Origin of the sequence: Nitrincola nitratireducens (assembly GCF_000585235.1) — a bacterium.
Taxonomy (GTDB): Bacteria; Pseudomonadota; Gammaproteobacteria; order Pseudomonadales; family Balneatricaceae; genus Nitrincola; species Nitrincola alkalisediminis.
Genome location: NZ_AONB01000008.1, coordinates 122,469 through 146,715, shown reverse-complemented (window position 1 = coordinate 146,715; position 24,247 = coordinate 122,469). Strand labels below are relative to the sequence as shown.

24 protein-coding genes and 1 pseudogene are annotated in these 24,247 nt (G+C 46.8%); 8 read left to right on the top strand and 17 right to left on the bottom strand.

Annotated elements, in window-relative coordinates:
- A partial coding sequence (locus D791_RS09230; protein WP_036510605.1) for a contractile injection system protein, VgrG/Pvc8 family occupies positions 1-450 on the bottom strand: 450 nt, incomplete at its 3' end.
- A gap of 251 nt (positions 451-701) precedes the next feature.
- Between D791_RS09230 and D791_RS09225 the strand changes: the two genes are divergently transcribed.
- The 4 genes from D791_RS09225 to D791_RS09215 are packed head-to-tail and all read left to right on the top strand — an operon-like array spanning position 702 to position 3,303.
- Positions 702-1,829: a BaiN/RdsA family NAD(P)/FAD-dependent oxidoreductase gene (locus D791_RS09225; RefSeq protein WP_202806844.1), complete on the top strand. Its 1,128-nt coding sequence runs from the start codon at positions 702-704 to the stop codon at positions 1,827-1,829.
- 11 nt (positions 1,830-1,840) lie between these two features.
- Positions 1,841-1,996, top strand: a complete 156-nt coding sequence (locus tag D791_RS20345) for an NAD(P)/FAD-dependent oxidoreductase (protein WP_202806843.1) — start codon at positions 1,841-1,843, stop codon at positions 1,994-1,996.
- A gap of 60 nt (positions 1,997-2,056) precedes the next feature.
- Positions 2,057-2,557 (top strand): peptidylprolyl isomerase, encoded by a 501-nt coding sequence (locus tag D791_RS09220; protein WP_036510602.1) that lies wholly within the window; start codon positions 2,057-2,059, stop codon positions 2,555-2,557.
- On the top strand, positions 2,557-3,303 hold the full coding sequence (locus tag D791_RS09215) for a UDP-2,3-diacylglucosamine diphosphatase (RefSeq protein WP_036510599.1): 747 nt from the start codon (positions 2,557-2,559) through the stop codon (positions 3,301-3,303). Before D791_RS09220 ends, D791_RS09215 begins: the two co-directional genes overlap by 1 nt.
- Position 3,304: 1 nt before the next feature.
- On the opposite strand, the gene D791_RS09210 is transcribed toward D791_RS09215, so the two are convergent.
- The 7 genes from D791_RS09210 to rluC all read right to left on the bottom strand — a co-directional run bounded on the left by D791_RS09210 (position 3,305) and on the right by rluC (position 10,543).
- Complete coding sequence (locus D791_RS09210; RefSeq protein WP_036510661.1) at positions 3,305-3,931, bottom strand: MiaE family protein; 627 nt, start codon at positions 3,929-3,931, stop codon at positions 3,305-3,307.
- A 75-nt stretch (positions 3,932-4,006) separates the two neighbouring features.
- Positions 4,007-5,497: a tripartite tricarboxylate transporter permease gene (locus tag D791_RS09205; protein ID WP_036510596.1), complete on the bottom strand. Its 1,491-nt coding sequence runs from the start codon at positions 5,495-5,497 to the stop codon at positions 4,007-4,009.
- A 46-nt stretch (positions 5,498-5,543) separates the two neighbouring features.
- The gene (locus D791_RS09200; protein WP_036510592.1) at positions 5,544-6,020 is read right to left on the bottom strand and encodes a tripartite tricarboxylate transporter TctB family protein; all 477 of its coding nucleotides are present in this window, start codon (positions 6,018-6,020) and stop codon (positions 5,544-5,546) included.
- 68 nt (positions 6,021-6,088) lie between these two features.
- Complete coding sequence (locus D791_RS09195) at positions 6,089-7,084, bottom strand: Bug family tripartite tricarboxylate transporter substrate binding protein (RefSeq protein WP_036510659.1); 996 nt, start codon at positions 7,082-7,084, stop codon at positions 6,089-6,091.
- 147 nt (positions 7,085-7,231) lie between these two features.
- On the bottom strand, positions 7,232-7,933 hold the full coding sequence (locus D791_RS09190; protein ID WP_036510589.1) for a response regulator: 702 nt from the start codon (positions 7,931-7,933) through the stop codon (positions 7,232-7,234).
- Positions 7,930-9,543 (bottom strand): ATP-binding protein, encoded by a 1,614-nt coding sequence (locus D791_RS09185; RefSeq protein ID WP_036510586.1) that lies wholly within the window; start codon positions 9,541-9,543, stop codon positions 7,930-7,932. Before D791_RS09185 ends, D791_RS09190 begins: the two co-directional genes overlap by 4 nt.
- Positions 9,544-9,571: 28 nt before the next feature.
- On the bottom strand, positions 9,572-10,543 hold the full coding sequence (gene rluC / locus D791_RS09180) for a 23S rRNA pseudouridine(955/2504/2580) synthase RluC (RefSeq protein ID WP_036510583.1): 972 nt from the start codon (positions 10,541-10,543) through the stop codon (positions 9,572-9,574).
- Between the two features lie 478 nt (positions 10,544-11,021).
- Between rluC and rne the strand changes: the two genes are divergently transcribed.
- Positions 11,022-14,246 carry a ribonuclease E gene (gene rne, locus D791_RS09175; RefSeq protein WP_036510580.1) on the top strand — a complete coding sequence of 1,075 codons (3,225 nt, stop codon included), beginning with the start codon at positions 11,022-11,024 and terminating at the stop codon, positions 14,244-14,246.
- Positions 14,247-14,349: 103 nt separating this feature from the next.
- Here the strand turns inward: rne and murB are convergent, their stop codons facing one another.
- From murB to D791_RS09140, 7 genes and pseudogenes are all read right to left on the bottom strand, one after another.
- Positions 14,350-15,375 carry a UDP-N-acetylmuramate dehydrogenase gene (murB, locus tag D791_RS09170; protein WP_036510577.1) on the bottom strand — a complete coding sequence of 342 codons (1,026 nt, stop codon included), beginning with the start codon at positions 15,373-15,375 and terminating at the stop codon, positions 14,350-14,352.
- A gap of 31 nt (positions 15,376-15,406) precedes the next feature.
- Positions 15,407-16,147 (bottom strand): 3-deoxy-manno-octulosonate cytidylyltransferase, encoded by a 741-nt coding sequence (kdsB, locus tag D791_RS09165; protein WP_337588621.1) that lies wholly within the window; start codon positions 16,145-16,147, stop codon positions 15,407-15,409.
- A gap of 5 nt (positions 16,148-16,152) precedes the next feature.
- A complete protein-coding gene (locus D791_RS09160; RefSeq protein ID WP_036510575.1) occupies positions 16,153-16,341 on the bottom strand; it encodes a Trm112 family protein in 189 nt (62 codons plus the stop codon).
- Positions 16,331-17,356, bottom strand: coding sequence for a tetraacyldisaccharide 4'-kinase (lpxK, locus tag D791_RS09155; protein WP_036510572.1), 1,026 nt, complete (start codon positions 17,354-17,356; stop codon positions 16,331-16,333). The genes D791_RS09160 and lpxK overlap by 11 nt, the downstream gene beginning before the upstream one ends.
- Before the next feature lie 79 nt (positions 17,357-17,435).
- Entirely contained in the window at positions 17,436-17,786 is a 351-nt protein-coding gene (locus tag D791_RS09150; protein WP_337588620.1) for an ExbD/TolR family protein, read from the bottom strand.
- A gap of 12 nt (positions 17,787-17,798) precedes the next feature.
- Positions 17,799-18,418 (bottom strand): annotated as a pseudogene (locus tag D791_RS09145) (MotA/TolQ/ExbB proton channel family protein).
- Positions 18,419-18,479: 61 nt separating this feature from the next.
- Positions 18,480-20,723 (bottom strand): DNA internalization-related competence protein ComEC/Rec2, encoded by a 2,244-nt coding sequence (locus D791_RS09140; protein ID WP_036510569.1) that lies wholly within the window; start codon positions 20,721-20,723, stop codon positions 18,480-18,482.
- A gap of 78 nt (positions 20,724-20,801) precedes the next feature.
- On the opposite strand from D791_RS09140, the gene D791_RS09135 reads away from it, so the two are divergent.
- Entirely contained in the window at positions 20,802-21,338 is a 537-nt protein-coding gene (locus D791_RS09135; RefSeq protein ID WP_036510566.1) for a DUF2062 domain-containing protein, read from the top strand.
- Here the strand turns inward: D791_RS09135 and D791_RS09130 are convergent.
- Positions 21,323-22,021 (bottom strand): ABC transporter ATP-binding protein, encoded by a 699-nt coding sequence (locus tag D791_RS09130; RefSeq protein ID WP_036510563.1) that lies wholly within the window; start codon positions 22,019-22,021, stop codon positions 21,323-21,325. The genes D791_RS09135 and D791_RS09130 overlap by 16 nt on opposite strands.
- The gene (locus D791_RS09125; RefSeq protein WP_036510561.1) at positions 22,014-23,261 is read right to left on the bottom strand and encodes a lipoprotein-releasing ABC transporter permease subunit; all 1,248 of its coding nucleotides are present in this window, start codon (positions 23,259-23,261) and stop codon (positions 22,014-22,016) included. Before D791_RS09125 ends, D791_RS09130 begins: the two co-directional genes overlap by 8 nt.
- Positions 23,262-23,365: 104 nt before the next feature.
- On the opposite strand from D791_RS09125, the gene D791_RS09120 reads away from it, so the two are divergent.
- Positions 23,366-23,932: a PilZ domain-containing protein gene (locus D791_RS09120; RefSeq protein WP_036510558.1), complete on the top strand. Its 567-nt coding sequence runs from the start codon at positions 23,366-23,368 to the stop codon at positions 23,930-23,932.
- Positions 23,922-24,239 carry a hypothetical protein gene (locus D791_RS09115; protein ID WP_036510555.1) on the top strand — a complete coding sequence of 106 codons (318 nt, stop codon included), beginning with the start codon at positions 23,922-23,924 and terminating at the stop codon, positions 24,237-24,239. Before D791_RS09120 ends, D791_RS09115 begins: the two co-directional genes overlap by 11 nt.
- Positions 24,240-24,247: the final 8 nt, after the last annotated feature.

The following is a 24,247-nucleotide window of genomic DNA, read 5'->3' as shown; positions in this document are numbered from 1 at the left end:
TCGTACTGGGTGTTGGCCGAATAAGCGAAACTCAACATCATTAAAGCCATTGTCCGCAAAGACCTCACTGGCAATCTGACGTATGTCTTTATTTTGGAATATTTTTGAGTCACTGGTTTGCGTTAAAAACCAGAGCCAAGGCACCACATCTGCACGATAACTGCGCAGATGTTGGAGTTGCTGACCCTCTTCCCGAAAGCGTCGAACATGAGCATTGATAAAGGTGTAGGCATCCGTTTTTAGCCCCTCCTCATCGGTCTGCATGATTTTAAGCGTGACATTTTGGCCGACAATGTCGGCGGCCTTCACCGATGCGCGTTCGGAGTAGAGTTCGATTTCGAATGAAAAGAGGCTCGACATCGCCTCTTCGCCTTCTATTCGAGTCAATAAAAAAGCGTCTTCACCGAGAGGTGTATCGATGGCGAGTAAGCGGTTTTTTTGTGAATACATCAATGTAACCTACTGTTTAGCAGGACTGATGCTCATGGAAAAGCGGGGCTGGCAGCGATTAGGCTCAGCAAAAAAGAGAGTGCTCATCCATGAAGCAACGACGACTTCCTTGTTGTAAAACGGACATTAAAACAATTAATGCGTTGGAAGGTCAACCCAACGTGAGCGTTTTTTGGGATTTTCATACTCATTATCGAGCAAATTTGTGTTTTAATCTCATTCAATAGAGGCGCCATTAAGCGAGTATTGCGATGACAGCGCTCTTAAATTATCAGTTAATTTATATGGATACAAAAGTGACAGAGAGTGCGTTTGTTACAGCCGTTGTTATAGGCGGCGGCCCTGCTGGACTTATGGCAGCGGAAACGCTGGCAACTCAGGGCTTGAAAGTGAGTCTCTATGAGTCCATGCCAACGGTTGGAAGAAAGTTTCTGATGGCAGGTCGCGGTGGCCTCAACATCACCCACTCGGAACCCTTTGAGCAATTCTGCAAGCGTTATGCAGAAGCTCAACCGAATCTTCAAACCGCGTTAAATGCATTCACTCCGAATGATCTGGTTAATTGGTGTCATGGTCTTGGTATTGAAACGTTTGTGGGCTCATCTGGACGGGTATTTCCAAGCGAGATGAAAGCAGCCCCCCTTCTGCGAAGATGGATAGAGCGTCTAAAGCATCAAGGGGTGGAGTTTCACACACGTCATCGCTGGGTTGGATGGGATGACACAAAGCAGGCGCTTCGCTTCGAAACCCCACAGGGTACTCAACATGTTTCTGCAAACGCTGTCATTCTAGCGACAGGTGGCGGCAGTTGGCGCAAGCTGGGCTCAGATGGCCAGTGGGTTGAGTTGCTAAAAGACAAACAGATTGAAATCGCCCCCTTTAAACCCAGCAACTGCGGCTTTGAATGCAAGTGGAGCTCTATTCTTCAAGACCGCCACTCTGGCACTCCACTCAAGGGTGTGACTCTGACATTTGAAGATAACAAGGGTATTAAGTGGCAACGTAAAGGTGAACTGCTGATTGCTAAATATGGACTTGAGGGCAGCTTAATTTATGCGGCCTCCTCGCCTCTGCGCGAAAAAATTATTGCTAAGGGCGTCGCTGACCTTTATTTAGACCTCATGCCAGACCGCCCATTCAAAGATCTACTAAAAGATATGAACAAACCTCAAGGCTCTCGATCCATCAATAGCCACCTCAAGCGCTTAGGGCTGAAACCCGTCTTTATCGATCTACTGAGAGACCGTTTAAGTACGGAAGCCATGCGAAATGCGCAAGAAATCACAGCTTGTCTAAAGCATTACCCTATTCAGTTAACCACTCCTCGCCCCATAGATGAAGCCATCAGCACAGCGGTGGAGTCAAACTTTCAGACGTGAATGAGGATTTTATGTTGTCTAGATGTCCCGGCTTTTTCTGTGCAGGTGAAATGCTCGACTGGGAAGCGCCAACAGGCGGTTACCTGTTAACGGCATGTTTTGCTACAGGACAACATGCTGGACGCTCTGCATTAAATTGGATTCGGACACAACAGCCATCAAAATAATGCAGATATCCACGACTTAGGTATAATTATAGATTCTAATAACCCATCAGGAATACGAACATGATCTTACTGCATACAAACCATGGCGATATCACCATTGAGCTGAACCACGAAAAAGCGCCAAAAACGGCAGCAAACTTTGAGCAGTATGTTAAAGAAGGCTTTTATGATGGTGTCATTTTTCACCGTGTTATTGATAATTTTATGATTCAGGGTGGTGGTTTTGAGCCTGGCATGATTTCTAAAAAAACACGCGAATCCATTGAAAATGAAGCCGATAACGGTTTATCCAATAAAACGGGAACCTTAGCCATGGCGCGTACTATGGATCCGCATTCTGCATCTGCTCAGTTTTTTATCAACGTTTCGGATAACACCTTCTTAGATCACAGCGCTAAAACAATGGAAGGCTGGGGTTATGCAGTATTTGGCAAAGTCGTTGATGGAATGGAAGTGGTTAATAAAATCAAGAAAGTTAAAACCGCATCTAAAGCAGGACACCAAGATGTACCGACTGAAGATGTCATCATCACCAAAGCCGTTGTGATTGAAAAGTCTTAATGCCAAAGAAACAGCTTTTTATATCAGATCTGCATTTACAACCTGAGCGCCCAGATATCTTTGAAGGGCTACTGTGGTTTCTTGACAAAGTAGCGCAAGATGCAACTGAGTTATATTTGCTGGGCGATATTTTTGAATATTGGATTGGCGATGACGCCCCCCTCCCGGGGGCCGAGAAATTGATCGCTGCGCTTCAAGCGTTACAAGAGCACCAAAATATCGCCATTTTTTTCCAACATGGCAATAGAGATTTCTTGGTGCAAACACAATGGTTAGACCAAGCCAATATCCACTTATTGCCTGAGTCATATCCCCTTCAGCTTGCCAATGGTCAAATGGCTTTACTCATGCATGGCGATCAACTGTGCACTGAAGACACCGAGTACCAGCAGTTCCGGTCTGTGGTTAGAGATCCAAGTTGGCAACATGCGTTTCTAAGCAAGCCTTTGCAGGAACGGATTGCAATTGCAAAATCACTTAGGGCCGAAAGCCAAAGTCGAGGCGCTGAAAAGGCTTACTCAATCATGGATGTTAGTCCAGAGACCGTTAGAGAAACGTTTGTTAGCGCTGACGTCGATCATCTCATTCATGGCCACACCCACCGGCCTGCACACCACCCAAACCAAGTTAAAGATGGCCAAGGAGAACGCTGGGTGCTAGGAGACTGGGATCAAGCAGGATGGTATTTACAAGCGGATGAGCAACAACTACAACTCATCCGCTTTGAATTTCCGGTATCGGCTTAAGTTAAGCGGCGTCTTGGCGAATTAGAGGTCCACTATGAAAACGGAACTCCTCGTCAGGCGCCTCTATCAATTCTTTTTCAGCCTGCGCAAAAAAAGCCACTCGCTCATCAATTGGCTCACCTGCATAGCTTTCCGCCAAGAATAGATAGTCTTGATAATGGCGCGCCTCAGATTTTAGCAAAGAGCGATAAAACTTTGCCAAAGGCTCATCTAAATAAGGTGCCAATTTGGCAAACCGCTCGCATGACCTTGCTTCAATAAAAGCACCAATAATCAACACGTCAATTAATCGACCCGGCTCTGACGTTCTAACATATTGCCTTAAACCTGCAGCGTAACGAGCAGGTGTCATGTGACCGTATTCAAAGCCTCGCTCATGCATGATCGCCAAAACTTGTTCGAAGTGAATTAACTCTTCACGAGCAAGACGTGACATTTTGTTCAGCAAATCAGGGCGATCAACGTAACGAAACATTAGCGTCATGGCAGTTGAAGCGGCTTTTTTCTCACAGTGGGCGTGATCGGTCAAAAGCAAGGCCAGGTTTTCTGGCTTAGCGGCCTCTTCAATCCAAGCATCGGGGGTTTCACAAGGTAAGAACTGATTAATTTCGTCTAAAGCGGATTTCATAGTCATAAAAAAACCTTTCTCTATATGGCGTTATTATAACGCCAAGAGAAAGGTTCTTCTATTGAGTTGGATCAGTTATGCAGAGCGAGCACGCTTAATTGCCGTTTTAATCATAGGTGCCGTTAATGAAAACAACGCAATCGCAAGCAAAGTCAGTGAAATAGGCTTATCGATAAAAATTGACCACTCACCACCTGAAATTTGCAAGGCACGGCGCATTGACTCCTCCATTAAAGCACCCAAAATCAAGCCTAGAATTAGTGGCGCTGCCGGAAAACCATAGAGTCTCATGACCAAACCTATCAAACCGAACAATAGCAGCATTAGCAAGTCAAATGTACTAAAGCTAATGCCATACACACCTATCATACAGAAGATTAGGATCAAGGCTAAAAGCAAGGGTCTTGGCGCATCCAATATACGCGCAATGTAAGGAATCAAGGGTAGGTTTAGCACCAGTAGGAAAATATTACCAATATACATACTGGCAATAACGCCCCAGAACACGTCTGGTCTCTGTTCAAGCATCATAGGACCGGGTGTTACACCCATGACCAACAAAGCACCTAAAAGAACAGCGGTTGTGCCTGAGCCGGGCACACCTAGTGTCAATAAAGGTACGAATGAACCACCACACGCGGCATTATTTGCAGCTTCTGGCGCCGCAACACCTTTAATATTCCCTTTACCGAAGGTATCACCGTCTTTTGCCAAACGCTTTTCCATGCTGTAGCCAAGGAAAGAGCCAATGGTTGCACCCGCACCAGGCAGAACACCCGTAAAGAATCCTAAAATAGAGCTACGACCAATGGGGGCTGCAATTTCTTTAACTTCACTTTTAGATAACTTTAGAGAACCAATCACATTGCGCTCTTGTGGTTTATTAGAGCCCTTAAGAAGCATATAAAACACCTCTGCAAGGGCGAAAATTCCCAAGGCCACGACTAGAAAATCAATCCCTTCAAGCATGTGAATACTATCAAATGTGTAGCGTTCAGTCCCGGTTTGCAAATCCATGCCCATGATTGAAATCATGATACCCACAACCGCTGCGATCAGTCCTTTCACTAACGACTTGTCTGACAGACTGACAACCGCCGTTAATCCCAAAACCATTAGCGCAAAGTATTCTGCTGGGCCAAAACTGACCGCAACTTTCGACAGTAATGGCGCAATTAACATTAACCCAACAACAGAAATTGTACCGCCCACAAACGAGGCATAAGCAGCAATAGCCAGCGCCTTACCTGCCAGGCCCTGCTTTGCCATTGGATAGCCATCAAATGAGGTGGCAACAGTCCCCGCAACACCGGGCGCATTTAATAGAATGGATGATGTGGAGCCGCCAAAGATCGCTCCATAATAGACGCCCGACATTAAAATAAGACCGCTGGCAGGCGACATATTAAAGGTAATCGGAATCATCAAAGCCAATGCACTGATGGGCCCCAAACCTGGCAACATACCAATAAGTGTTCCGGCAAATACGCCGACAAACACATACATAAGATTCATTGGATCCAGCGCAATGCCAAACCCATAGATAAGATCGTTAAGTGATTCCATGATGAAAGATGTCCACCTGAATTAAAGTCATACAACAGGCATTGGCTTACAGTGGCAAAATACCCTGCGGCAAATGAATACCCATCACCTTGTTTAACAGTAGATACAGCGACAGAACAATCGTCGCCATCGTGGCTAGATTAACGGTATGCTTACGATACCCATACCAAAAAGCCAAACCAAACCCCAACAATATTGATGAGAGTAAAAAGCCTAAGGGCTCAATTGTGAAAGCATAGATCACAACCGCTACTGCGGTGCCCGCAACTTGTACCGCTGGGCGCTTCGTAAAGCTGAGAACTTGCTCTGGCTCTTCTTGTTGATTTGCAGACACGGCTGGCTTTTCAAAGAACAAGAACACAGATAACAGCATCATGACGCACCCTAGTAGCTTTGGAAATGCATCTGAGTCAACCGGCCTAGGTATTGGAAACGTCGGTATCTGAAAAGCCATCCATAAATAGCCAATCGACATTAAAAAGAGGAATATCGCAATGATGCGGTTTGGATTTAGTTGAGTCATAGGATCACCCGAGCAAAAGAACGTAACCGATACAGGTCACCCTGTATCGGTAATGATGACTGATAGGTTTACTGACGTAAAAGGCCTAACTCACCTAAGACAGCACTGAACTGCTCTAACTGCTCGTCAAGAAACGCCCCAAACTCTTCACTGTTCTGATACGCATCCAACCAACCTAAACGAGTGGTTGCTTCAGTCCAAGAATCGGTTTCCATCATTTTAGCGAACAAGTCTTGATAATAGGTGACAGCCGCAGGTGACATATCTTTAGGCCCCATGACCCCTCTCCAAATATCGAAGGTGTAATCAATACCCTGCTCTTGGTAGGTCGGTACAGAGGACAACGCACCCTGAATACGCTCAGGAGACGACACCGCCAGGGCACGCAATTGGTTACCTTCTAACTGGCCGAGAGATTCACCCGCCCCCGTAATAACGGCTTCAACATGTCCACCTAGCAAGTTAGTCATGGCTTCACCACCACCGGAGAAGGCAATGTAGTTGACATCACTCGCTTTCAAGCCTGCAACGGATGCAGCACCTGCAATGGAAATATGATCCATGGAGCCTGCAGCAGAACCACCACCAACACTGAGTCGAGAGTTGTTTTTGATTGCATTGAACAGGTCATTTACGGTTTGGTATGGAGAGTCAGCACGCACTAAAACGATTGAATAATCGGTAATCAAACGTGCGATTGGTGTAAAATCCTTGTGGTTGAAACGAGACGTTCCAGATAAAGGAACAAGAATGATTGGAGGACTGGTTGCGAACAGCTTATGGTCATTTTTGCTGTCACGCGCGATTTGTGCCCACGCAATTGCGCCACCGCCACCTGGGACGTTAATCGCTGCGAAGTTTTGATCAGATAACCCTTCAGCACGGATCACATTCGCAGTGGTACGAACCAAAGTATCCCAACCACCACCTGGATTCGCTGGTGCGATGTATTCAACTGCTTTCGTAGGCTTCCAGTCACTTGCAGAAACCGTAGCAGAAAAACCAACCGCAAGGCCTAAGGATACACCAACAGCCATCAGGGTTTTCATCGGACGCTTTAACATAGCATTCATGTAGAATCTCCAAAGTATTTCTTATCATTATTTAACACGTCATCCTTAATTTAGTCGGAGATTTCTATTTCAACAACTTTGTGATCATAAATACAAATATGTTCATTAGCGTCATTTTGTTCATTTTGTTCACGAACACTAAAGCAATCGATAACGTCGCTCAGGACGCCCCACTTCACCATAATCAAGCTCAGCGATAACTTTTCCATCTGTAACCAAAAATTCTAAATATCGGCGTGCAGTGGACCGACTGACCCCCGTCTGGGTTGATAAACCCGTTGCCGTTTGCGCCTCGGTAGCCCCCTGCAAGGCTTTAAACACTTTTTCTAAGGTCAAACGATCGATTCCCTTAGGAAGCTTATCTTGCAGATCTATTGATGCTTCGGGTCGCATTTTCCGATTTAATTGTCGATCCAATTCATCTTGACTTAATTCAGTCTTATCTTTTAGCAGCACGCGTTCCTGCCGAAAGCGTGATAGCATTTGCTGCATTCGGGCTTGTTCAATTGGCTTGATCAAGTAATCAAACACCCCACCCTTTAATGCCTCCTGAATGGTTTCCACTTCCTTTGCAGCTGTAATCATGACAATATCGATCAAGCGGTATTCTTTGCGCATCTCCCATAGAAGCTCTAAGCCAAGCACATCGGGAATATAGGCATCCAAGAGCACGAGGTCGACTTGATCCGAATGGCTTTTTAAGAATTCAAGTGCGTCCTTGCCTAAATGACAGGTTTTAATCACTTCAAAATCAGGGGATTGCTCAATAAAGTGACGGTTGATTTCGGCGACCCTAAAATCATCTTCAATGATTAGTACGTTATATGAACGATCATTCATAGATTATTATCTTTTTGGCTAATGAGTGATTTATCAATGCTGACGACGAAACATGCGCCGCCTAACTCAGATTCTTCTAAATAGATATTACCACCTTTTGCTTCAGCTAAGCGCCTGACTAGCGCCAAACCTATACCCCGGTGCCGTCCCTCTTTAGTCGAGTACCCCCGTCGCGTTATCAACTCAAACTGATCTGCAGGCAAACCCGGTCCATTGTCTTCAACTTCAATCAACAATTGAGCTCCTAAGTCCGTAAAGAACAAGCGAACCTGGGGCAGCACGGGCGGTAAGAGTGTCGAGGCATCAAAGGCATTATCAAGCAAGTTACTTATTATTTTTAATAAGATATCTTGACCCTCAAAGGATAAGTTCATTGAAATAGAACTGCTTTCTTCAATTTCAAACTGTATTCCCATGTGCCGAGCACGCATCATTTTTCCAAGCAGCATTGCACTGATGACAGGATCGCTTAAATGCCTTACTAAAAAAGCCACTTGGTTTTGAGTCACCAAACTTTCTTGATGGATGAGTGCCAAGGCTTCTTCAGGACGATTGAGCTGCAACAAGCCCGATATTGTATAGAGCTTATTGGAAAACTCATGGGCCTGCTCTCGCAATTGATCAACATCAGCACTTGCCTCTTTTAAAGCTCTGTAGACGTCAAGCAACTCTTTTTGGCTTCTAAATGTCGAAACAGCGCCATCAACCTCGCCAGCAGGATTTAAGATTGGAACACGGTTTACAACTACTGGGACATCGCCAATCCAAAGCTCACGATCAAACTGACGTTCGCCGCTGACCAGCACATCCAATAAACGTGAATTCGGCACTAACTCTTCGACGGGCATCCCTTGACATGGCTGCTCCCCTTCTACGCCCAAGGTACGTTTTGCTGATTGATTCAAAACCGTAATTCGACCTTCGCGATTGATTGCGACTACCCCTTCATGGATTGACTGCAGGATTGCCTCCTTTTCATGAACCAATCGAGCAATTTCGTGAGGCTCTAATCCTAAAATAAGCTTTTTGACATGATTGGCTATCCAAACCGCTCCTGCAAACCCAACTAATAAGGATAACGCAATAAATAACCAACCCAAATACAGCATACGATCAACATCGCTAGCGACCTTATCAAGCATGAAGCCGACGGAAACAACGCCAATGATATCGCCATTTGCATCAACAATAGGCACTTTACCACGCATCGCTTCACCCAAGGTGCCCGTTGCACGAGAAACATAGGACTCACCCTCAACTAATGCGGCGTAATTATCCCCCCCCACCATCCGCTGCCCCAATCGCTCAGGAATGGGATGGGAGTAACGTATCTCATCTCGATTACCCACAACAACATATTCAGCCCCCGTTGCCTGACGCAAGGACTCCGCCAATGGCTGGATAACAATTGCAGGATCTTCAAGATCAAAGGCATCGATCAACTCAGGGATCACAGCAACCGCTTTTGCCAAATTCAAGGCTCGTAATCCTATCTGATCACTAATCAACTCTGCTTTGTTTAAATTCAAATAGATTCCTTGCAGCAGGAGTACGACTGCAACCAAGGATCCTATCAGAATCATCATCTTAGTTTTAATTGTTAAATACATACTTTCACTTAAATCGACACATTAACCTTCAAGAATCAACTGACTCTAATGCCAACACCTGCAGCGCCGTCTGCATCTCAGAGTCGTAATCCGCCTTGACATTTAAGGTTGTGCCATCAGGCAATGTCAAACTCAACTCAGCGGCGTGTAGCATTAAGCGACGCAGACCTTTCGATTTCATTCGGGCATTATCTGCGTCTGTTCCATACTTTACATCGCCCACAATTGGATGGCCTATAAACTGAGAATGCACGCGAATTTGGTGGGTCCTGCCTGTTAAGGGACTCGCTTCAACCAGGGTGCAAAAATCACTAAAGCGCCTTAAAACACGAAAATCTGTAATGGACTCCTTACCGCTAGCATCCACCCTTACCATCCGTTCTCCAGACTTTAATTCATCTCTCAGTAGTGGCGCATTGACTCGCTGCTTACGATTTGGCCAACGCCCACACACCAAGGCGTGATAGATCTTACGCACGCGCTTTTCTCGTAGAGCTTCATGTAAGTAACGCAACATGCTGCGTTTTTTAGCCACCATGATACAACCGGATGTATCTCTATCTAACCGATGAACCAATTCTAAAAAACGCGCCTCTGGGCGCAGCTGCCGCAACGCCTCAATCAAACCATTATTGATTCCACTGCCACCATGAACTGCAAGACCTGATGGTTTGTTTATAACAATTAAAGCATCCGTTTCGTACAAAACAGCGTCCGCCAAATGATTTGAAAGACTCACACCAACAGGAATGGACTCACCTTGCTCGGCCACTCTCACGGGTGGAATACGAACTTCATCCCCTGCGCACAACTTATAGTCGGCTTTAACGCGCTTTTTATTTACTCGAATTTCACCTTTACGCAAAATTCGATACAACAGCGTTTTTGGCACTCCCTTAAGCTCGGTTCTAAGAAAATTATCGATGCGCTGTCCTTCGCGATCTGGCTCAATAACTACAAAACGAACGGTAGGACGGTTTTTTTCATGGGATTCTGTCATGCTGGGATTCTATCTACCTGATTGATGCACTATCGCTTTACTGCTATATTGTAGCGTTGCTGCTCGCTGTTGGCTTTAGCTATTTTCAAATCAAAAACAATAGCTCAGGATTTTACAGACCTTGAATCACAATTGTCACACACAGACACGCAGCAACTGAATGAATACAAATAGTTAAATTAACCCGAATTTTAAGTAACGCTTTCACCACCTTTGCCTCAGCGAAGGTCCGGTTGGAGGTGAAGATGCACGTTGACCCAGAACCTACAACTTAGCGGTTGTAGACACAAGCCATTGAGAATAATCACATTGGTCAACGTTTCCTTCACCGCCGATTAATCTGGCAGAATAGACCCTTCTGCCCTACGGCTGCATCGCCGGTAGCGACAGCCGATCGCAAAGACTGGACTTTTACAAGCACGAATCGTTATAGCGATACGTGGTGGAATACGTTGCGTTTTAGAGAACGCATAACAACATGAAAAGAATGCTAATTAATGCAACACAGCCTGAAGAAGTGCGTGTTGCGCTTGTCGATGGACAGCGTCTGTTTGATCTCGATATGGAATCAGACAGCCGCGAACAAAAAAAAGCCAATATTTATAAAGGCCGCATCACACGCGTTGAACCCAGCTTAGAAGCGGCTTTCGTTGACTATGGTGCTGAACGACACGGCTTCCTTCCCCTGAAAGAAATTTCTCGCGAATACTTTGTCAAATCACCGGAACGTGGCCAACGCCCCAATATTCGTGAAGTGATCCGAGAAGGCACCGAAGTCATTGTTCAAGTTGACAAAGAAGAACGTGGCAACAAGGGCGCAGCCCTTACCACCTTTATCAGCCTTGCAGGTCGATATTTGGTCCTAATGCCAAACAATCCGCGCGCAGGCGGTATTTCTCGCCGCATTGAAGGCGATGACAGAACCCAACTTAAAGAAGCACTGTCGGGCGTCAATATCCCAGATAACATGGGCGTGATTATCCGCACCGCTGGTATTGGGCGCAGCAGCGAAGAACTTCAATGGGACCTGGACTTTCTAACCACTGTTTGGGATGCCATTCTTGCCTTTAATAATCGCCCAGCTCCCTTCTTGGTTCACCAAGAGAGCGGCGTTGTCATTCGCGCTATTCGTGATTACCTCAGAGCGGACATTGGGGAAGTCTTAATCGACCATCCCGAGGTGTATCAGCAAGCACTTCAGTTCGTCAAGCATGTTATTCCAAGCTATGAATCTAGAATTCGTCTGTATAAAGAGCAAACACCGCTTTTCAGTCGTTTTCAGATTGAGAGCCAAATCGAAACAGCCTTTGAGCGCGAAGTTCAACTACCTTCAGGTGGATCAATTGTTATTGACCCAACAGAAGCACTCGTCTCAATCGACATCAACTCTGCCCGCGCTACTCGCGGCGGAGATATTGAGGAAACGGCACTCAACACCAACCTCGAAGCAGCCGATGAAATCGCCCGACAACTCAGATTACGTGATATTGGTGGACTGATTGTCATTGACTTCATTGACATGACGCCCATTAAAAACCAACGTGAAGTCGAAAACCGCTTAAGAGACGCGCTGAAAGTGGATCGCGCACGCGTTCAAATGGGACGAATTTCGCGCTTTGGTCTTCTTGAAATGTCAAGACAACGTCTGCGCCCATCCTTAAGCGAAACACGCGGAAATGTCTGCCCACGCTGCAAAGGAACTGGCGTCATCCGTGATACAGGTTCTTTGGCATTGGCTATCATGCGTCAAATCGAAGAAGAGTCTGGCAAAGATCGCACCGCTCAAATTCGAGCAATTTTACCGGTTAGCATCGCCACGTTCCTATCGAATGAAAAGCGTGCCGAAGTTCACGACATCGAGCTAAGACACAATGTTCGCGTTGTCATCATTCCCAACCCGAACATGGAAACACCTCATTATGAAGTGGTTCGCTTGCGTGATGACCATACCGTCGCAACATCCGAGGGCGTGAGCTACGAAATCAAGGCCGAAGCGCCTGTACATGAGCACACGACAGCACCAATAAAGTCAGTAAAGCGTGAAGAAGCCGCAATCAAAAGCCTGCCTCTTCCTGAGCGCCAAAGCGCACCGGAAACCGCAACGACGACTGTAGAGGCATCTGCACCTGTTGCAACCAAGCCATCCACAAAACCGTCCACTGCCAGCGCTCAAGAACCGCGGTCACTGCTCAGTAACATAGTGACTGGGCTTCGCTCGTTGTTTTCCAGCCCTGCTCCTGCTGCGGCTGAGCCTCAAGCGAAACCCGTTGCTGAAAAGCAAACGCTTAAGCCGCCCGTCAACCCTCGCCAAGAGCGCTCTTCAGAGCAACGCGGCTCGTCTAACCGCAACGCAACCGGAGGCCAAGATAAGCGCCGAAACAATCGTCGCAATCAAGAAGAGCGCAAACGCGACCCTCGCGAAGACGAAATCATCACCGTCGATACCGAGAAAAGCTTACCGCCAATTGGTGAAAAGAACGCGAAAGACGAAGCACAAAATGAAAACGGTCGCTCACGTCGTCGCCGCCGCAATGAGCGCCGCCGCAACGATGGCAAAACAGACAATGCCAGTAGTGAAGTGGAAACACCGATCACTCAACAAGAACCTGAGACGCCTCGCTCTGTTGAACAGACTGATGACAATGCCGCACCTAAAAGCCGTGGCCGTCGTCGTCGTGGCAATGAACGCGAAGCCTTGCGTAGCGGTGCGGCTCCCACAAACTCCTCAGCGACAATCGTTGCAAATGAAACTGAACTTACAGCCAGCGACGAAAATTCATCTGAAGCGACTCCTCCCGCAAAAGTCGAAAAAGCACCTGGTCATAAGCGACCTACTCGACAGGTTAGCGAAAGCAACACTGAGACCTCTGTAACGCCAGTTGCTGCCGCCATCAGCGAGACATCAATACCTGAACCAACCGTCGCTTTAGATACCATCGACGAGAGCTCGCCTCAGCAGGTGCAAAACACTCAGCAAGTAGAAGCGGTAGAGACAATGCCTGAGGCTGAAGCCTCTTCTTTAACGGCAGCAACTGAAGACGTTAAATCTGTTGAGCTTGAGGTGAACACCCCATCAATCACTCACAGCATTGAGGCCACCGACACACGTGATGCATCAGCCGTCACAGAGTCCAGCACCTCTGCAGATACCAACACCGCTGCAGATACCAACACCGCTGCAGATACCAACACCTCTGCAACAGTGACATCCGAAGTAGCGACTACCGAGCAGCCTCAAGATGCACCGGCTCTATCGGAAGTATCGCTTACTAAGCAGGCACCGACAGAGACTGAAAAAGAACCTGATTCGGCACTGGGCGCCGGGGATACAGAAACGGCTACCGAGTCCGCAATCACAACGAATGAAGTGCCAACATCTGTCGATATCTTGCCAACAGAAGAGGTCTCTTTAGATGTTTCACATCGCCCTGATGCAGCAGCGGAACAGGTGGTTCAGGCCGAACCTGTAGAGCCAACTCCGCCTCAAGCACCAAGGCATCAATCCGAACTGCCCTTCTCCAATGGACAGGATGAGACCGAAGCAAAAGGCACCGAAGCGGCTGTCACTACGGCAGAAACCGACACAAACGCACCCGTCAAAGCAAAACGCACTCGTAGGGCACCTAACGACCCACGCGAGAAACGACGCCTTGCGCAACTTGCGTCACAGCAATCTCTGGATATTCAAGAAAACCAAGAATAACAGACCCTGTACAAAAAACCCGCCAAAGGCAACTTTGGCGGGTTTTTTATTGCTTAGGGACGCATTTGATGGATGACAGCGACATTAGAAAAACAATCACACTTTACGGATAGAATCGTGGCTCCACTTCAAGAAACACACGAAAACACTTCATAACATCAGTTTGAATTTGTGCGGACAAAGACTCGATGCTTTCTCGAGAGCCTCCTCCATGATTGACAAGTACCAAAGCCTGATCCTTGTGCACCCCGACACTTTCTATACGACGACCTTTCCAGCCCAGATAATCAATCATCCATCCAGCCGCCAGCTTGTAGCCCTGCACATCCGGATAAGCAACCAACTCTGGATAGGCTTCCTTCAACTCAAAAAAGACATCTGAGGAAACAACGGGGTTTTTAAAAAAACTACCCGCATTACCAAGCTTGCTAGGATCAGGCAATTTAGAACGACGAACATAACAAACGGCATCAAAGACCTGCCGAGGGGAATAGGACGCTGCATTTGGATATAAATGCCTACAAGCACTCTCTAAAGCCGCATACGCCACACTCACACGAGGGACTTTTGACAATTTAAAGCACACATGCGTGATCAGATAGCGATCAGGATGAATGGACTTAAAAACACTGTCACGATAACCGAAGTGGCATTGCTCCACTGATAAAGAGTCGAACTGCTTAGCCCTGCGGTCATACACATCAACCTTAGACACAACGTCTTTCAACTCAACACCGTAAGCACCTATATTCTGAACGGGTGCCGCTCCGACACTTCCCGGAATCAGCGCCAGGTTCTCAAGACCATACCATCCGTTTTGCAAACAGTGAGTGACACATTGGTGCCACTCCTCTCCTGCAGCAACCCTAATAATGACATGATCTACGTGATCCTCTAGCACATCGTATCCACGCAGCGCAATTCGCAATACACAGCCAGGCAACTTAGAAGATAACACTAAATTACTGCCACCCCCTAAAATAAGCAGCGGCCAGTTCTGCTGTTCTATGATTGCCAATAACGAGGGGATTTGGGCCGCATCAGAGACTTCAGCATATCTTTCTGCCACCACTTCAAAGCCAAAGGTGTTCGATGCCGTCAAAGAGGCATTCTGTAGCCAATCCACCATCAAGTGCGACTCTTTGCCTGCAAGATTTCAATTACACGCTGCAAATCATCAGGGGTATCGACTCCTGTAGCGGCGCTTCCTCAGCAATTGCGACTTGAATGCGCACGCCTTTCCAAAGCGCTCGGAGCTGCTCAAGCGATTCGGTTGTCTCAATGGCCGCAACAGGCCAGGTCACAAAATCATTCAACAAACTCACTCGGTAAGCATAGAGGCCAATATGGCGCTGCCAAGCATAACCAGAAGGCATCGAGGCCGTGACACCCTGCATAAAGGCATCACGTGGCCAAGGCATGGCTGCACGACTGAAGTACAGCGCTCTACCTGCCTCATCACAAACCACCTTGACAACATTTGGATTGATCAAACTATCAACCGAATGTATCGTCTCCGACAAGGTCGCAATACCTGCATCGGCATGCTCGATCAGGTTTTTGGCGACTTGGTTAATAATTCTTGGGGGTATCAGAGGCTCATCACCTTGCACATTCACCACCACTTCAGAGTCATCAAAACCTAAAGTGCTCACCACCTCTTGCAAGCGATCTGTCCCAGATTGATGAGACGCTGACGTCATACAGACCTCTGCACCAAAACCCGCTGCAACCTCAGCAATTTGTTCATGATCAGTGGCTATGATAATACGCTTAGCTTCGCTCTCAAGGGCACGCTCGTATACGTGTTGAACCATAGGTTTGCCCAGCACATCCACAAGCGGCTTACCTGGAAAACGGGTCGACGCAAAACGCGCCGGAATTACGACGGTAAATGCCATGGTTTTTACTTCTCTTTAAGACGTTCTTCTGCAGTCAAGGTACGCGCTTCGCTTTCAAGCAGCACAGGTATGTCATCACGTATAGGATAAGCCATACCACTGGCATAACACAGTAACTCCTGCGTTTCTTTATTCCAAACCAAAGGTGCCTTAGACACTGGACAGACCAGAATATCCAACAGTTTATGATCCATTATGTTTTACCTCACTTTGCACACTGTCCAGGCGAGACAGAAAATGCTTCAAAAATTGTTCACTAAAACAGGCCTCAACACCCAAGGCCCACGCATTCTGTAACGAAAATCCTTTACATTTTATGGCATCTTTTTCGGTCATGATTATTGGATAATCGTCACCAAACTCGAAATCTTGCGCAGAAAACGCATGATGATCTGGAAAAACATGTGGTATAACGTCCAAACCAAGCGCTTTCAACGTGTTAAAAAAACGCTGTGGATTGCCAATTCCAGCAACAGCATGCACTTGACTTGATTGCAAATTAATCAAGGCATCAGCCAGATTCAGCACTTGAGCATCCGATAAACAGACGGCATAGCGTGGCTCTAAAATGAAGTGATGCGCCTTGTGCCAAGCAGGCGAGGATAACTCACCATTTAAAAGCACAAAGTCCACTGTTTCGAGACGCTCTGGAGGCTCTCGAAGAGGGCCTTCGGGTAAGCAGCGACCGTTCGCTAACCCCCGCGCCGCATCCACCACCGCGATTTCAATATCACGTCCCAAAGCATAGTGTTGCAAACCATCATCACTAATTACGACATCGCACGCAGCATGCTCTAACAAGGCCCGAACACCCCGAGGTCGATCCGGATCAACAACCAGAGGCACATTTGACAAAGAGGTAATCAGTAAAGGCTCATCGCCTGACTGATCAGGCGGAGTCGAGGGCGTCACCCGTAGCGGATATGCTAACGCACGCCCACCGTAACCACGACTGACAACTCCTGGAGAGTAGCCTTGAGCACGAAGCAATTTAATCAAAGCCAAAACAACGGGGGTTTTACCTGTCCCCCCCACACTAATATTACCAACAACGACGACAGGCACGGGGGCTTGATACACAGCACGCCCCCCTGACAACCATTGCGCCCTGCGTCGCGTCACCATCGCGGTGTAAAAAAGCGATAAGGGCCGGAAAAGGACTAACCACTTAGCACTCTTATACCAAGCACGCTCAAGCACTCCACTCATTAAAACTCTACCTGACCGCCTTCCTGTGTCGCTATGCTCAAACGCGAAAATCCTAACTGCCCAGCCACATCCATCGCTGTTACGACGGCTGATGCGGCGTTTTAGCATCGGCTGTAATCACAAAGGGCATGTTGCGCTGATCCTGAACCAACTCAGTGATTGCACGACGCAATGTAAGCGCTTGAGTATTGACGAGGTGCTGCCCATTGACGCTGTACAACCCCTCAGCCGTAATCACCACATCTATGCGCTCCACTTCTTCAGTATTCGATTGCACGGCTGAAGCAGCCTCAGGCAGTTCAACGGTCAATTGCGATTCGCGGGTAAAGGTCGTGGTAATCATAAAAAAGATAAGCAGTAAAAATACCACATCGATCAGAGGTGTTAAGTTAATATTTACCTCTTCCTGCACTTGCCGAGGAAATTTCATACACGCATCTCTTTACTCATAGTTGACCTCACGTTCACCATGAATAACTTCAACCAATTTAACCGCTTCTTGCTCCATGGTTAAAACGAGTGTATTCACTCTACGCTGAAAATAACGATGCATCACAAGTGCCGGGATGGCAATCGATAAACCTGCCGCCGTCGTAATCAAGCTTCTGAAATCCCGCCGGCCAGTACACTGGCATTTCCTGTGCCCAGAATCATGATTTCGGTGAAAACCTTGATCATTCCAACAACCGTACCCAACAACCCCAATAAAGGGGTAATCGCGGCAATGGTACCTAAACTGGTTAAAAAGCGCTCTAAGTCATGGACAACATGACCCGCTGCCTCTTCAATACTTTCCTTCATGATCACACGACCGCTTCGAGAATTATTGATGCCTGCAACGATGATAGTGCCTAATGGACTGCTCGCTTTAATCACCCTAAGATGCTCGGGTGTCATCTCACCACTGCGAATCAGCTCCAGCGTTTCGGAAAGTAGCCCCGCCGGCAAGACTCGGCTTCGCTTTAAAAACCATAAGCGCTCAAAACATATTGCCATTGCAGCAACTGAGCACAAGATGATCGGAACCATCAACCAGCCGCCAGATCGTATCAGTTCAAACACTGCCTAAACCTCCCTTTAAAGGGTCTAACTTTACCACACCACCGAGTACGAAAGTAGTCACTCAATGCCTTGTCCAATAACGTCTTTTACGCTGACGCTCGGAATCTTGGTGACATTCTCCACGCTCAGAGTATAAATGCAATGCTCCACTCCAAGCCGTATTCAACTCTTGTATTGAAACACGTTGAAAACGTGATCGGACGGCCGGTGCCGGATGTCCATAGCGATTATTAAAACCCGCTGTATAAATAACAGCGCGTGGCTGCGTTCGCTCAATAAACACATCGGAAGAGGAGGTATCACTGCCATGATGACCCGCAACCAACCATGTGACGGGTGCAACTTCAGAACGACGCACCAAATCATATTCAACTCGCTTGGACACATCACCTGTCAATAATAAAGAGCAATGTTGCGTTCTCACTTCTAGCACACAGGAACGATCATTTTCACTCCACTCATCATTAGGCTCACGCGTTAAGTAACGAAAATCAACACCATCGTATGACCAAGAGCGACGCGAATGACACGAATCAAATCCCTGAGCCTGCAAATATGGACTGCCTGACTCTTTGATCGACACGTTCAAATCGGTAAAGAGATCCTCAAGCGCACCTGAATGATCAAGATCGTTATGACTAATAACCAAATGCTGTAAATGATCGATGGTATTTGCCTTAAACCAAGGAGACACCGTATACGACCACGCACTACCTCCACTAAAAAACCCCGGGCCTGTGTCAAACAAAAGTTGATGAGAATGGGTTTGCACCAGAACAGACAACCCCTGCCCTACATCAAATACAACGGCTCGAAACTCACCCTGCTCGGGTCGCTTAGGATCAGGAAAGAACAGCACTATAGCCATCATGACCAAAGGCAGCTTCCACACCACTGGCATAGGCAGCAGACACAATCCGACTGCCGCGACCGCCAACGCGATAACCCCTTCCGTCGCCACAGGAAGGATCACTGTCGCAAAATCAACACTCGAAGCCAAGTCTAAACACCACCAAAACCCACTCAAAAACAGCTGGACAGAATCCGATACAAACGGAACTTCAACACTTTGCAAGACGATCAAAAAAGGCAACAGCATAATAAACAAAGAAAAAATGGGAACAGCGACAAAATTGACAATGGGCGCAATAAGACTGATTTGCTGAAAAAAAACAGCCACCAAAGGCAGCATTCCGATAAATATATACCCCTGTACACGGGCCAACATAACCAGCTTGGACGTCCCTGACGACTTCCAACTGTCCGAAACCCACAGCAATAAAGCAACGGCAACAAACGACAGCCAGGCACCGGCTTGTATCACCGCCAACGGCTGCAACGTGATGATAATGACTAAGGCCCATTTTAACCGCTGCCACGCACTCAACTGTAAAAATCGAAACTCACCGATCAAAAACACGCACACCATGATTAAAGCGCGCTGAACAGGTAAGCTCAAACCTGCTAAACAGGCATAGGTTATCGCCAATAAAAACGCGAATAATAAAGGAAGAACCCGAGTTAACGATGAAGGACTCTGGATTAGAATAAACACAGACGTTAACATCCGCCCGATTAACAAACCCAATGCGGCAACAACACCGATGTGCAACCCACTCACAACCAGCAAATGAGCCGTTCCTGTTCGCTGCAAAACCAACCAATCCTCTGGCCGCAAATCGCTTCTATCACCGAGCACAACCGCCACCAATAACTTAGCGGACACTTCGTCTTGAATCTGCTGATAAATTGTTCGTTTTAACGCTTCACGTATTGCTGACAAGGTAAAAGCTTGGCTTTCGCTGCGCATAAAAGACTGCACAACTCCACGCGCATCAATACCTGAATAAAGATAATATGCCTCAAGATCAGCAGCATAAGGATTTTTTAAAGACCGTGGAGCACGAAGACTCACACTCAGGGTCACCGTTTCACCCGCGCTGTAGTGTGTTTCGGGGCGATAGTCAACGAGACTAAGACGCCTTAAACGTTGATGGGGATCCGACGAAAAATGCTGTACGTCCGTTAACTGAAGAAAAAAACGAGCCTCTTGATCAGTCGTTTTAGGCAAGCCTATAACGCGACCTGTAACTTCAATCAACGAGCGGTCATACGCATCAGGCAATTGATGATGCAATTGCCAAATCCCATAAATAGATGCAGCGGCAACACCCAATGCAAGCGCAATAAACAAGCGCCGGAAACGAGGAAAATAGACAAGGGGCAAGCATGCAAATAGCAAAAGCGCCCAACGTAAGCTTGGCAACTGGCTCACAGCCAGTATCCCTAAAGAATATACGATCATCCGTGATCTCTATGACTTGGTTTAATCTTTCCCTAAAGGCATAATAGCGGCCTCTAAACCCTCACAATAAAGTGCTAAATGCCCCGTAAAACGCTGAAGAAGTTCTTACCTGATCCTCACTGGATCAAAAACCATCCAAATCTGAATTGGTTGGGTGAGCATATCAAAAATCCTAATTTATGGCATCTATCGCATAGATCGGTTTCGGTTGCTGCCTTTGTCGGGATCTTTTGTGCGTTTTTACCCATGCCTTTTCAAATGGTGGTTGCGGCCATTATTGCTGTCATTGTCGGGTGCAACTTACCCGTTTCGGTTGCATTAGTGTGGATCTCAAACCCCGTCACCATGCCTGCAATTCTGTATTTTTGCTATCGCGTTGGGCTCTGGATATTAGGAATTGAAGCATCGCACAACCTGGTATCTTGGCATTTAGACACCCTGTACGAAAACTCAAAAGCGATTTGGAAACCTTTAATTTTAGGCTGTTTGATTTGTGGCTTGAGTGCAGGTTCCGTTGGCTATATTACACTGCGACTGGCGTGGCTGATCAGCGTGAGACGAAGCTGGAGCAAGCGCTCCAAACTTCGTAAACGTCGCGATCAAAAATCTGACTGAACAGGTTCAAGTACGCCGTCAATTAACTGCAAGGCACGATCCATACGCTTTGCTAGCTGTATATCATGAGTTACCACGATAAAGGCAATCCCCAACTCCTGATTCAGATGATCCAAGTACCCCTGAACATCGTCAGCTGTATGACGATCCAGATTTCCGGTTGGCTCATCCATCATCACACAGGCAGGTCGCGTCACCAATGCTCTGGCAATGGCTACTCGCTGACGCTCACCACCACTGAGCTGTCCGGGTTTATGTTGTAAACGCTGCTCAAGCCCTACCTGCTTAAGCAGGAACCTTGCTTCATCACGCGCATTGTCGACATTGCCGCCCCCAATCAATAGAGGCATGGCCACATTCTCAAGCGCCGTGAACTCATTTAACAAATGATGAAACTGATAAACAAAACCCAGCAATCGATTTCTCATTACACAGCGCTTCTTTTCTGAAACGCTGTATAAAGATTCACCCCGCAAAATCACATCACCACTATCCGGCTTATCCAATCCACCCAGAATATTCAACAATGTACTTTTTCCGCTTCCAGAGCTGCCGACAATCGCAACCCTCTCTCCTGCGGCAACCGCCAAGTCCAACTGATTCAAAACGTTAATCGTTTGTCCGATCTCGCTATAAGAACGACACACTTGCTGAGCCTGCAATACGAAATCTAAATTATTCATAACGTAAAGCCTCTGCCGGCTGAGTTCTAGATGCCTTCCAGGCGGGATAAAGTGTTGCTAAGAAACTGATCAAAAAGGCTGTTGATACGATGGTCACCAAATCATTCAACTGCAGCTGCGATGGCAAGTAGCTAATAAAGTACACATCCGCTGACAAAAACTGTATTCCTGCCATACGCTCAAACGCTTCGACTAAGTCACTGATCGTCAGCGCAAGAATAATGCCTAAAATGAGCCCCAAGGTCGTACCAATAGTACCGATCACAATACCTTGAACCATGAAAATTCTCATAATCATTGATGGAGTGGCGCCCATCGTTCTTAAAATGGCGATATCCGCACGCTTGTCCGTCACCACCATTACCAAGGTAGACACGATGTTAAATGCAGCGACAAAAACGATCAAAAACAGCAAAAGCCCGATCATACGCTTTTCTAACTGAATCGCTTGAAAGAGATTGCCCTGAGTACGCGTCCAATCCGAGATTTGCACAGGCCGTTCTAGACTCATGGCCAAACTGCGCACCAGTAGAGGCGCATCAAATAGATCTTTAAACTGTAAGCGCACGCCATCGACATGCTGAGCGGGCATACGCTTAATACGAGCGGCATCCTCAATATGAATGTACGCAAGACTTGCATCTAGCTCGGCCCCCACCGAAAAAATGGCAGAGACATTAAAGCGTTTGATCCGTGGCATAATCCCAGCAATACTGACGGACGCTTCAGGCAATACGAGGGTAATTTTATCGCCAACGGTCACCCCTAGGTAACGCGCTAACAACTCACCCAACATGATGTTGTATTCACCGGCTTCCAGAGATTCAAAGCGACCTTCTTTAATGTGGTTTTGAATAATGGATACACGTTTTTCGAGTTCAGGATCCACGCCATTAATCATCACACCCTGTACCTGCCCATTGTGTGTCAGCATGCCCTGAGCTTGAACAAAGGGTGCTGTTGCCACAACCTCAGGGGAAATTTCAATTTGCTCGGACACACGTTGCCAATCAGACATCGTATCGCCATACTCAGTGATCGTAGCATGAGCAACCATACCCAAAATACGTTGCTTAAGTTCTCGGTCAAAACCATTCATTACCGACAAGACAACAATTAAGGCGGCAACCCCTAACATCAATCCTAGAATCGATATCATTGAGATAAATGAAATAAAATGATTGCCTCGTTTTGCGGCGGTGTAACGTAAACCAACAAAAATTGAAAAAGGTTTAAACATATTTGGCAGAAATCTACACTCTTAAGAGTACAGCCCCTAACAGATTAAAGAAGAAATTCGCTATAATTCCATCATATATTTAACAAGTACAACGGAGAACAGCAGTGAATCAAGATCGTCGGCAATTCTACCGCATAGAGAAGCGCGTTGCACTTGAGTTCCGCATTCTAGAAAACGATGACGATTTTGCATCTCATCCCCCATCAGCATTTAAAGTTTCTCCTTACTTTATGCTTCAGACTCAGCTTCGAGAAATTGATGCCGAAGCAAGCAAGTTGCTCAAAGTCTTAACCAAAACGGCACCATCCGTCGCTGCTTGTCTGAAATTAATGAACACCAAAATCGACATTATTAGCCAAACACTCGCTGCTAATAACCGCATGGGCGAAGACGTCAAGACTGAACTGGTTAATCTAAGTGAGGGAGGACTGTCCTTTACCAACTCATCCGCCATTGCAAAAGACACACTCATGTTGGTTAAGCTCATTTTCCCAGACGCCTGTCTTGGACTTTTATTACACGCAAATGTTCAACGTTGTGAAGCAATTGAAGAAGGCTTTGATATCGGCATCTCATTCTTACGCATGCCGGAGACCTGCCGCACCCAATTAGCAAGACTCATTATTGAATCGCAAACACATGAGATTAAGACACATCAACATGTCGATTAAACCTCACCATGCAAAAATTATGCACCATATCGCCAGCGGTGTTTTATTTGGCTTTTTGATACTTTGGTTTTATGCGGGACGAAGCTTAGGTTTCTTAGACTGGTTTGTCAGCTATTCACCCGAAAGCCATGCTGGCGCAGCGCTGATGTTGGCCATCATGCTCATGATGACACCCGCTTTCTTTATCTGGAAACTTGCTAATCGATTTATCGAGCGAACGCTCAAGATTACCGGACGCTACTACGAAGAGGGTGCATTTGCGGATGCTCCCAAAAAAGATGACACAAAACCAAACTCTCCGTCCTAATAAAAAAC

Coding starts and splice junctions, on each gene's coding strand:
- D791_RS09160 (WP_036510575.1), bottom strand. CDS start 16,341: ATGGATCATAAACTGTTGGATATTCTGGTCTGTCCAGTGTCTAAGGCA.
- rluC (WP_036510583.1), bottom strand. CDS start 10,543: ATGACAGAATCCCATGAAAAAAACCGTCCTACCGTTCGTTTTGTAGTT.
- D791_RS09215 (WP_036510599.1), top strand. CDS start 2,557: ATGCCAAAGAAACAGCTTTTTATATCAGATCTGCATTTACAACCTGAG.
- rne (WP_036510580.1), top strand. CDS start 11,022: ATGAAAAGAATGCTAATTAATGCAACACAGCCTGAAGAAGTGCGTGTT.
- D791_RS09185 (WP_036510586.1), bottom strand. CDS start 9,543: ATGTATTTAACAATTAAAACTAAGATGATGATTCTGATAGGATCCTTG.
- D791_RS09220 (WP_036510602.1), top strand. CDS start 2,057: ATGATCTTACTGCATACAAACCATGGCGATATCACCATTGAGCTGAAC.
- D791_RS09200 (WP_036510592.1), bottom strand. CDS start 6,020: ATGACTCAACTAAATCCAAACCGCATCATTGCGATATTCCTCTTTTTA.
- D791_RS09125 (WP_036510561.1), bottom strand. CDS start 23,261: ATGTTTAAACCTTTTTCAATTTTTGTTGGTTTACGTTACACCGCCGCA.
- D791_RS09210 (WP_036510661.1), bottom strand. CDS start 3,931: ATGAAATCCGCTTTAGACGAAATTAATCAGTTCTTACCTTGTGAAACC.
- D791_RS09190 (WP_036510589.1), bottom strand. CDS start 7,933: ATGAATGATCGTTCATATAACGTACTAATCATTGAAGATGATTTTAGG.
- D791_RS09135 (WP_036510566.1), top strand. CDS start 20,802: ATGCCCCGTAAAACGCTGAAGAAGTTCTTACCTGATCCTCACTGGATC.
- D791_RS09195 (WP_036510659.1), bottom strand. CDS start 7,084: ATGTTAAAGCGTCCGATGAAAACCCTGATGGCTGTTGGTGTATCCTTA.
- kdsB (WP_337588621.1), bottom strand. CDS start 16,147: ATGGCATTTACCGTCGTAATTCCGGCGCGTTTTGCGTCGACCCGTTTT.
- lpxK (WP_036510572.1), bottom strand. CDS start 17,356: ATGAGTGGAGTGCTTGAGCGTGCTTGGTATAAGAGTGCTAAGTGGTTA.
- D791_RS09205 (WP_036510596.1), bottom strand. CDS start 5,497: ATGGAATCACTTAACGATCTTATCTATGGGTTTGGCATTGCGCTGGAT.
- murB (WP_036510577.1), bottom strand. CDS start 15,375: ATGGTGGATTGGCTACAGAATGCCTCTTTGACGGCATCGAACACCTTT.
- D791_RS09225 (WP_202806844.1), top strand. CDS start 702: ATGACAGCGCTCTTAAATTATCAGTTAATTTATATGGATACAAAAGTG.
- D791_RS09140 (WP_036510569.1), bottom strand. CDS start 20,723: ATGATCGTATATTCTTTAGGGATACTGGCTGTGAGCCAGTTGCCAAGC.
- D791_RS09115 (WP_036510555.1), top strand. CDS start 23,922: ATGTCGATTAAACCTCACCATGCAAAAATTATGCACCATATCGCCAGC.
- D791_RS09130 (WP_036510563.1), bottom strand. CDS start 22,021: ATGAATAATTTAGATTTCGTATTGCAGGCTCAGCAAGTGTGTCGTTCT.
- D791_RS09150 (WP_337588620.1), bottom strand. CDS start 17,786: ATGAAATTTCCTCGGCAAGTGCAGGAAGAGGTAAATATTAACTTAACA.
- D791_RS20345 (WP_202806843.1), top strand. CDS start 1,841: ATGTTGTCTAGATGTCCCGGCTTTTTCTGTGCAGGTGAAATGCTCGAC.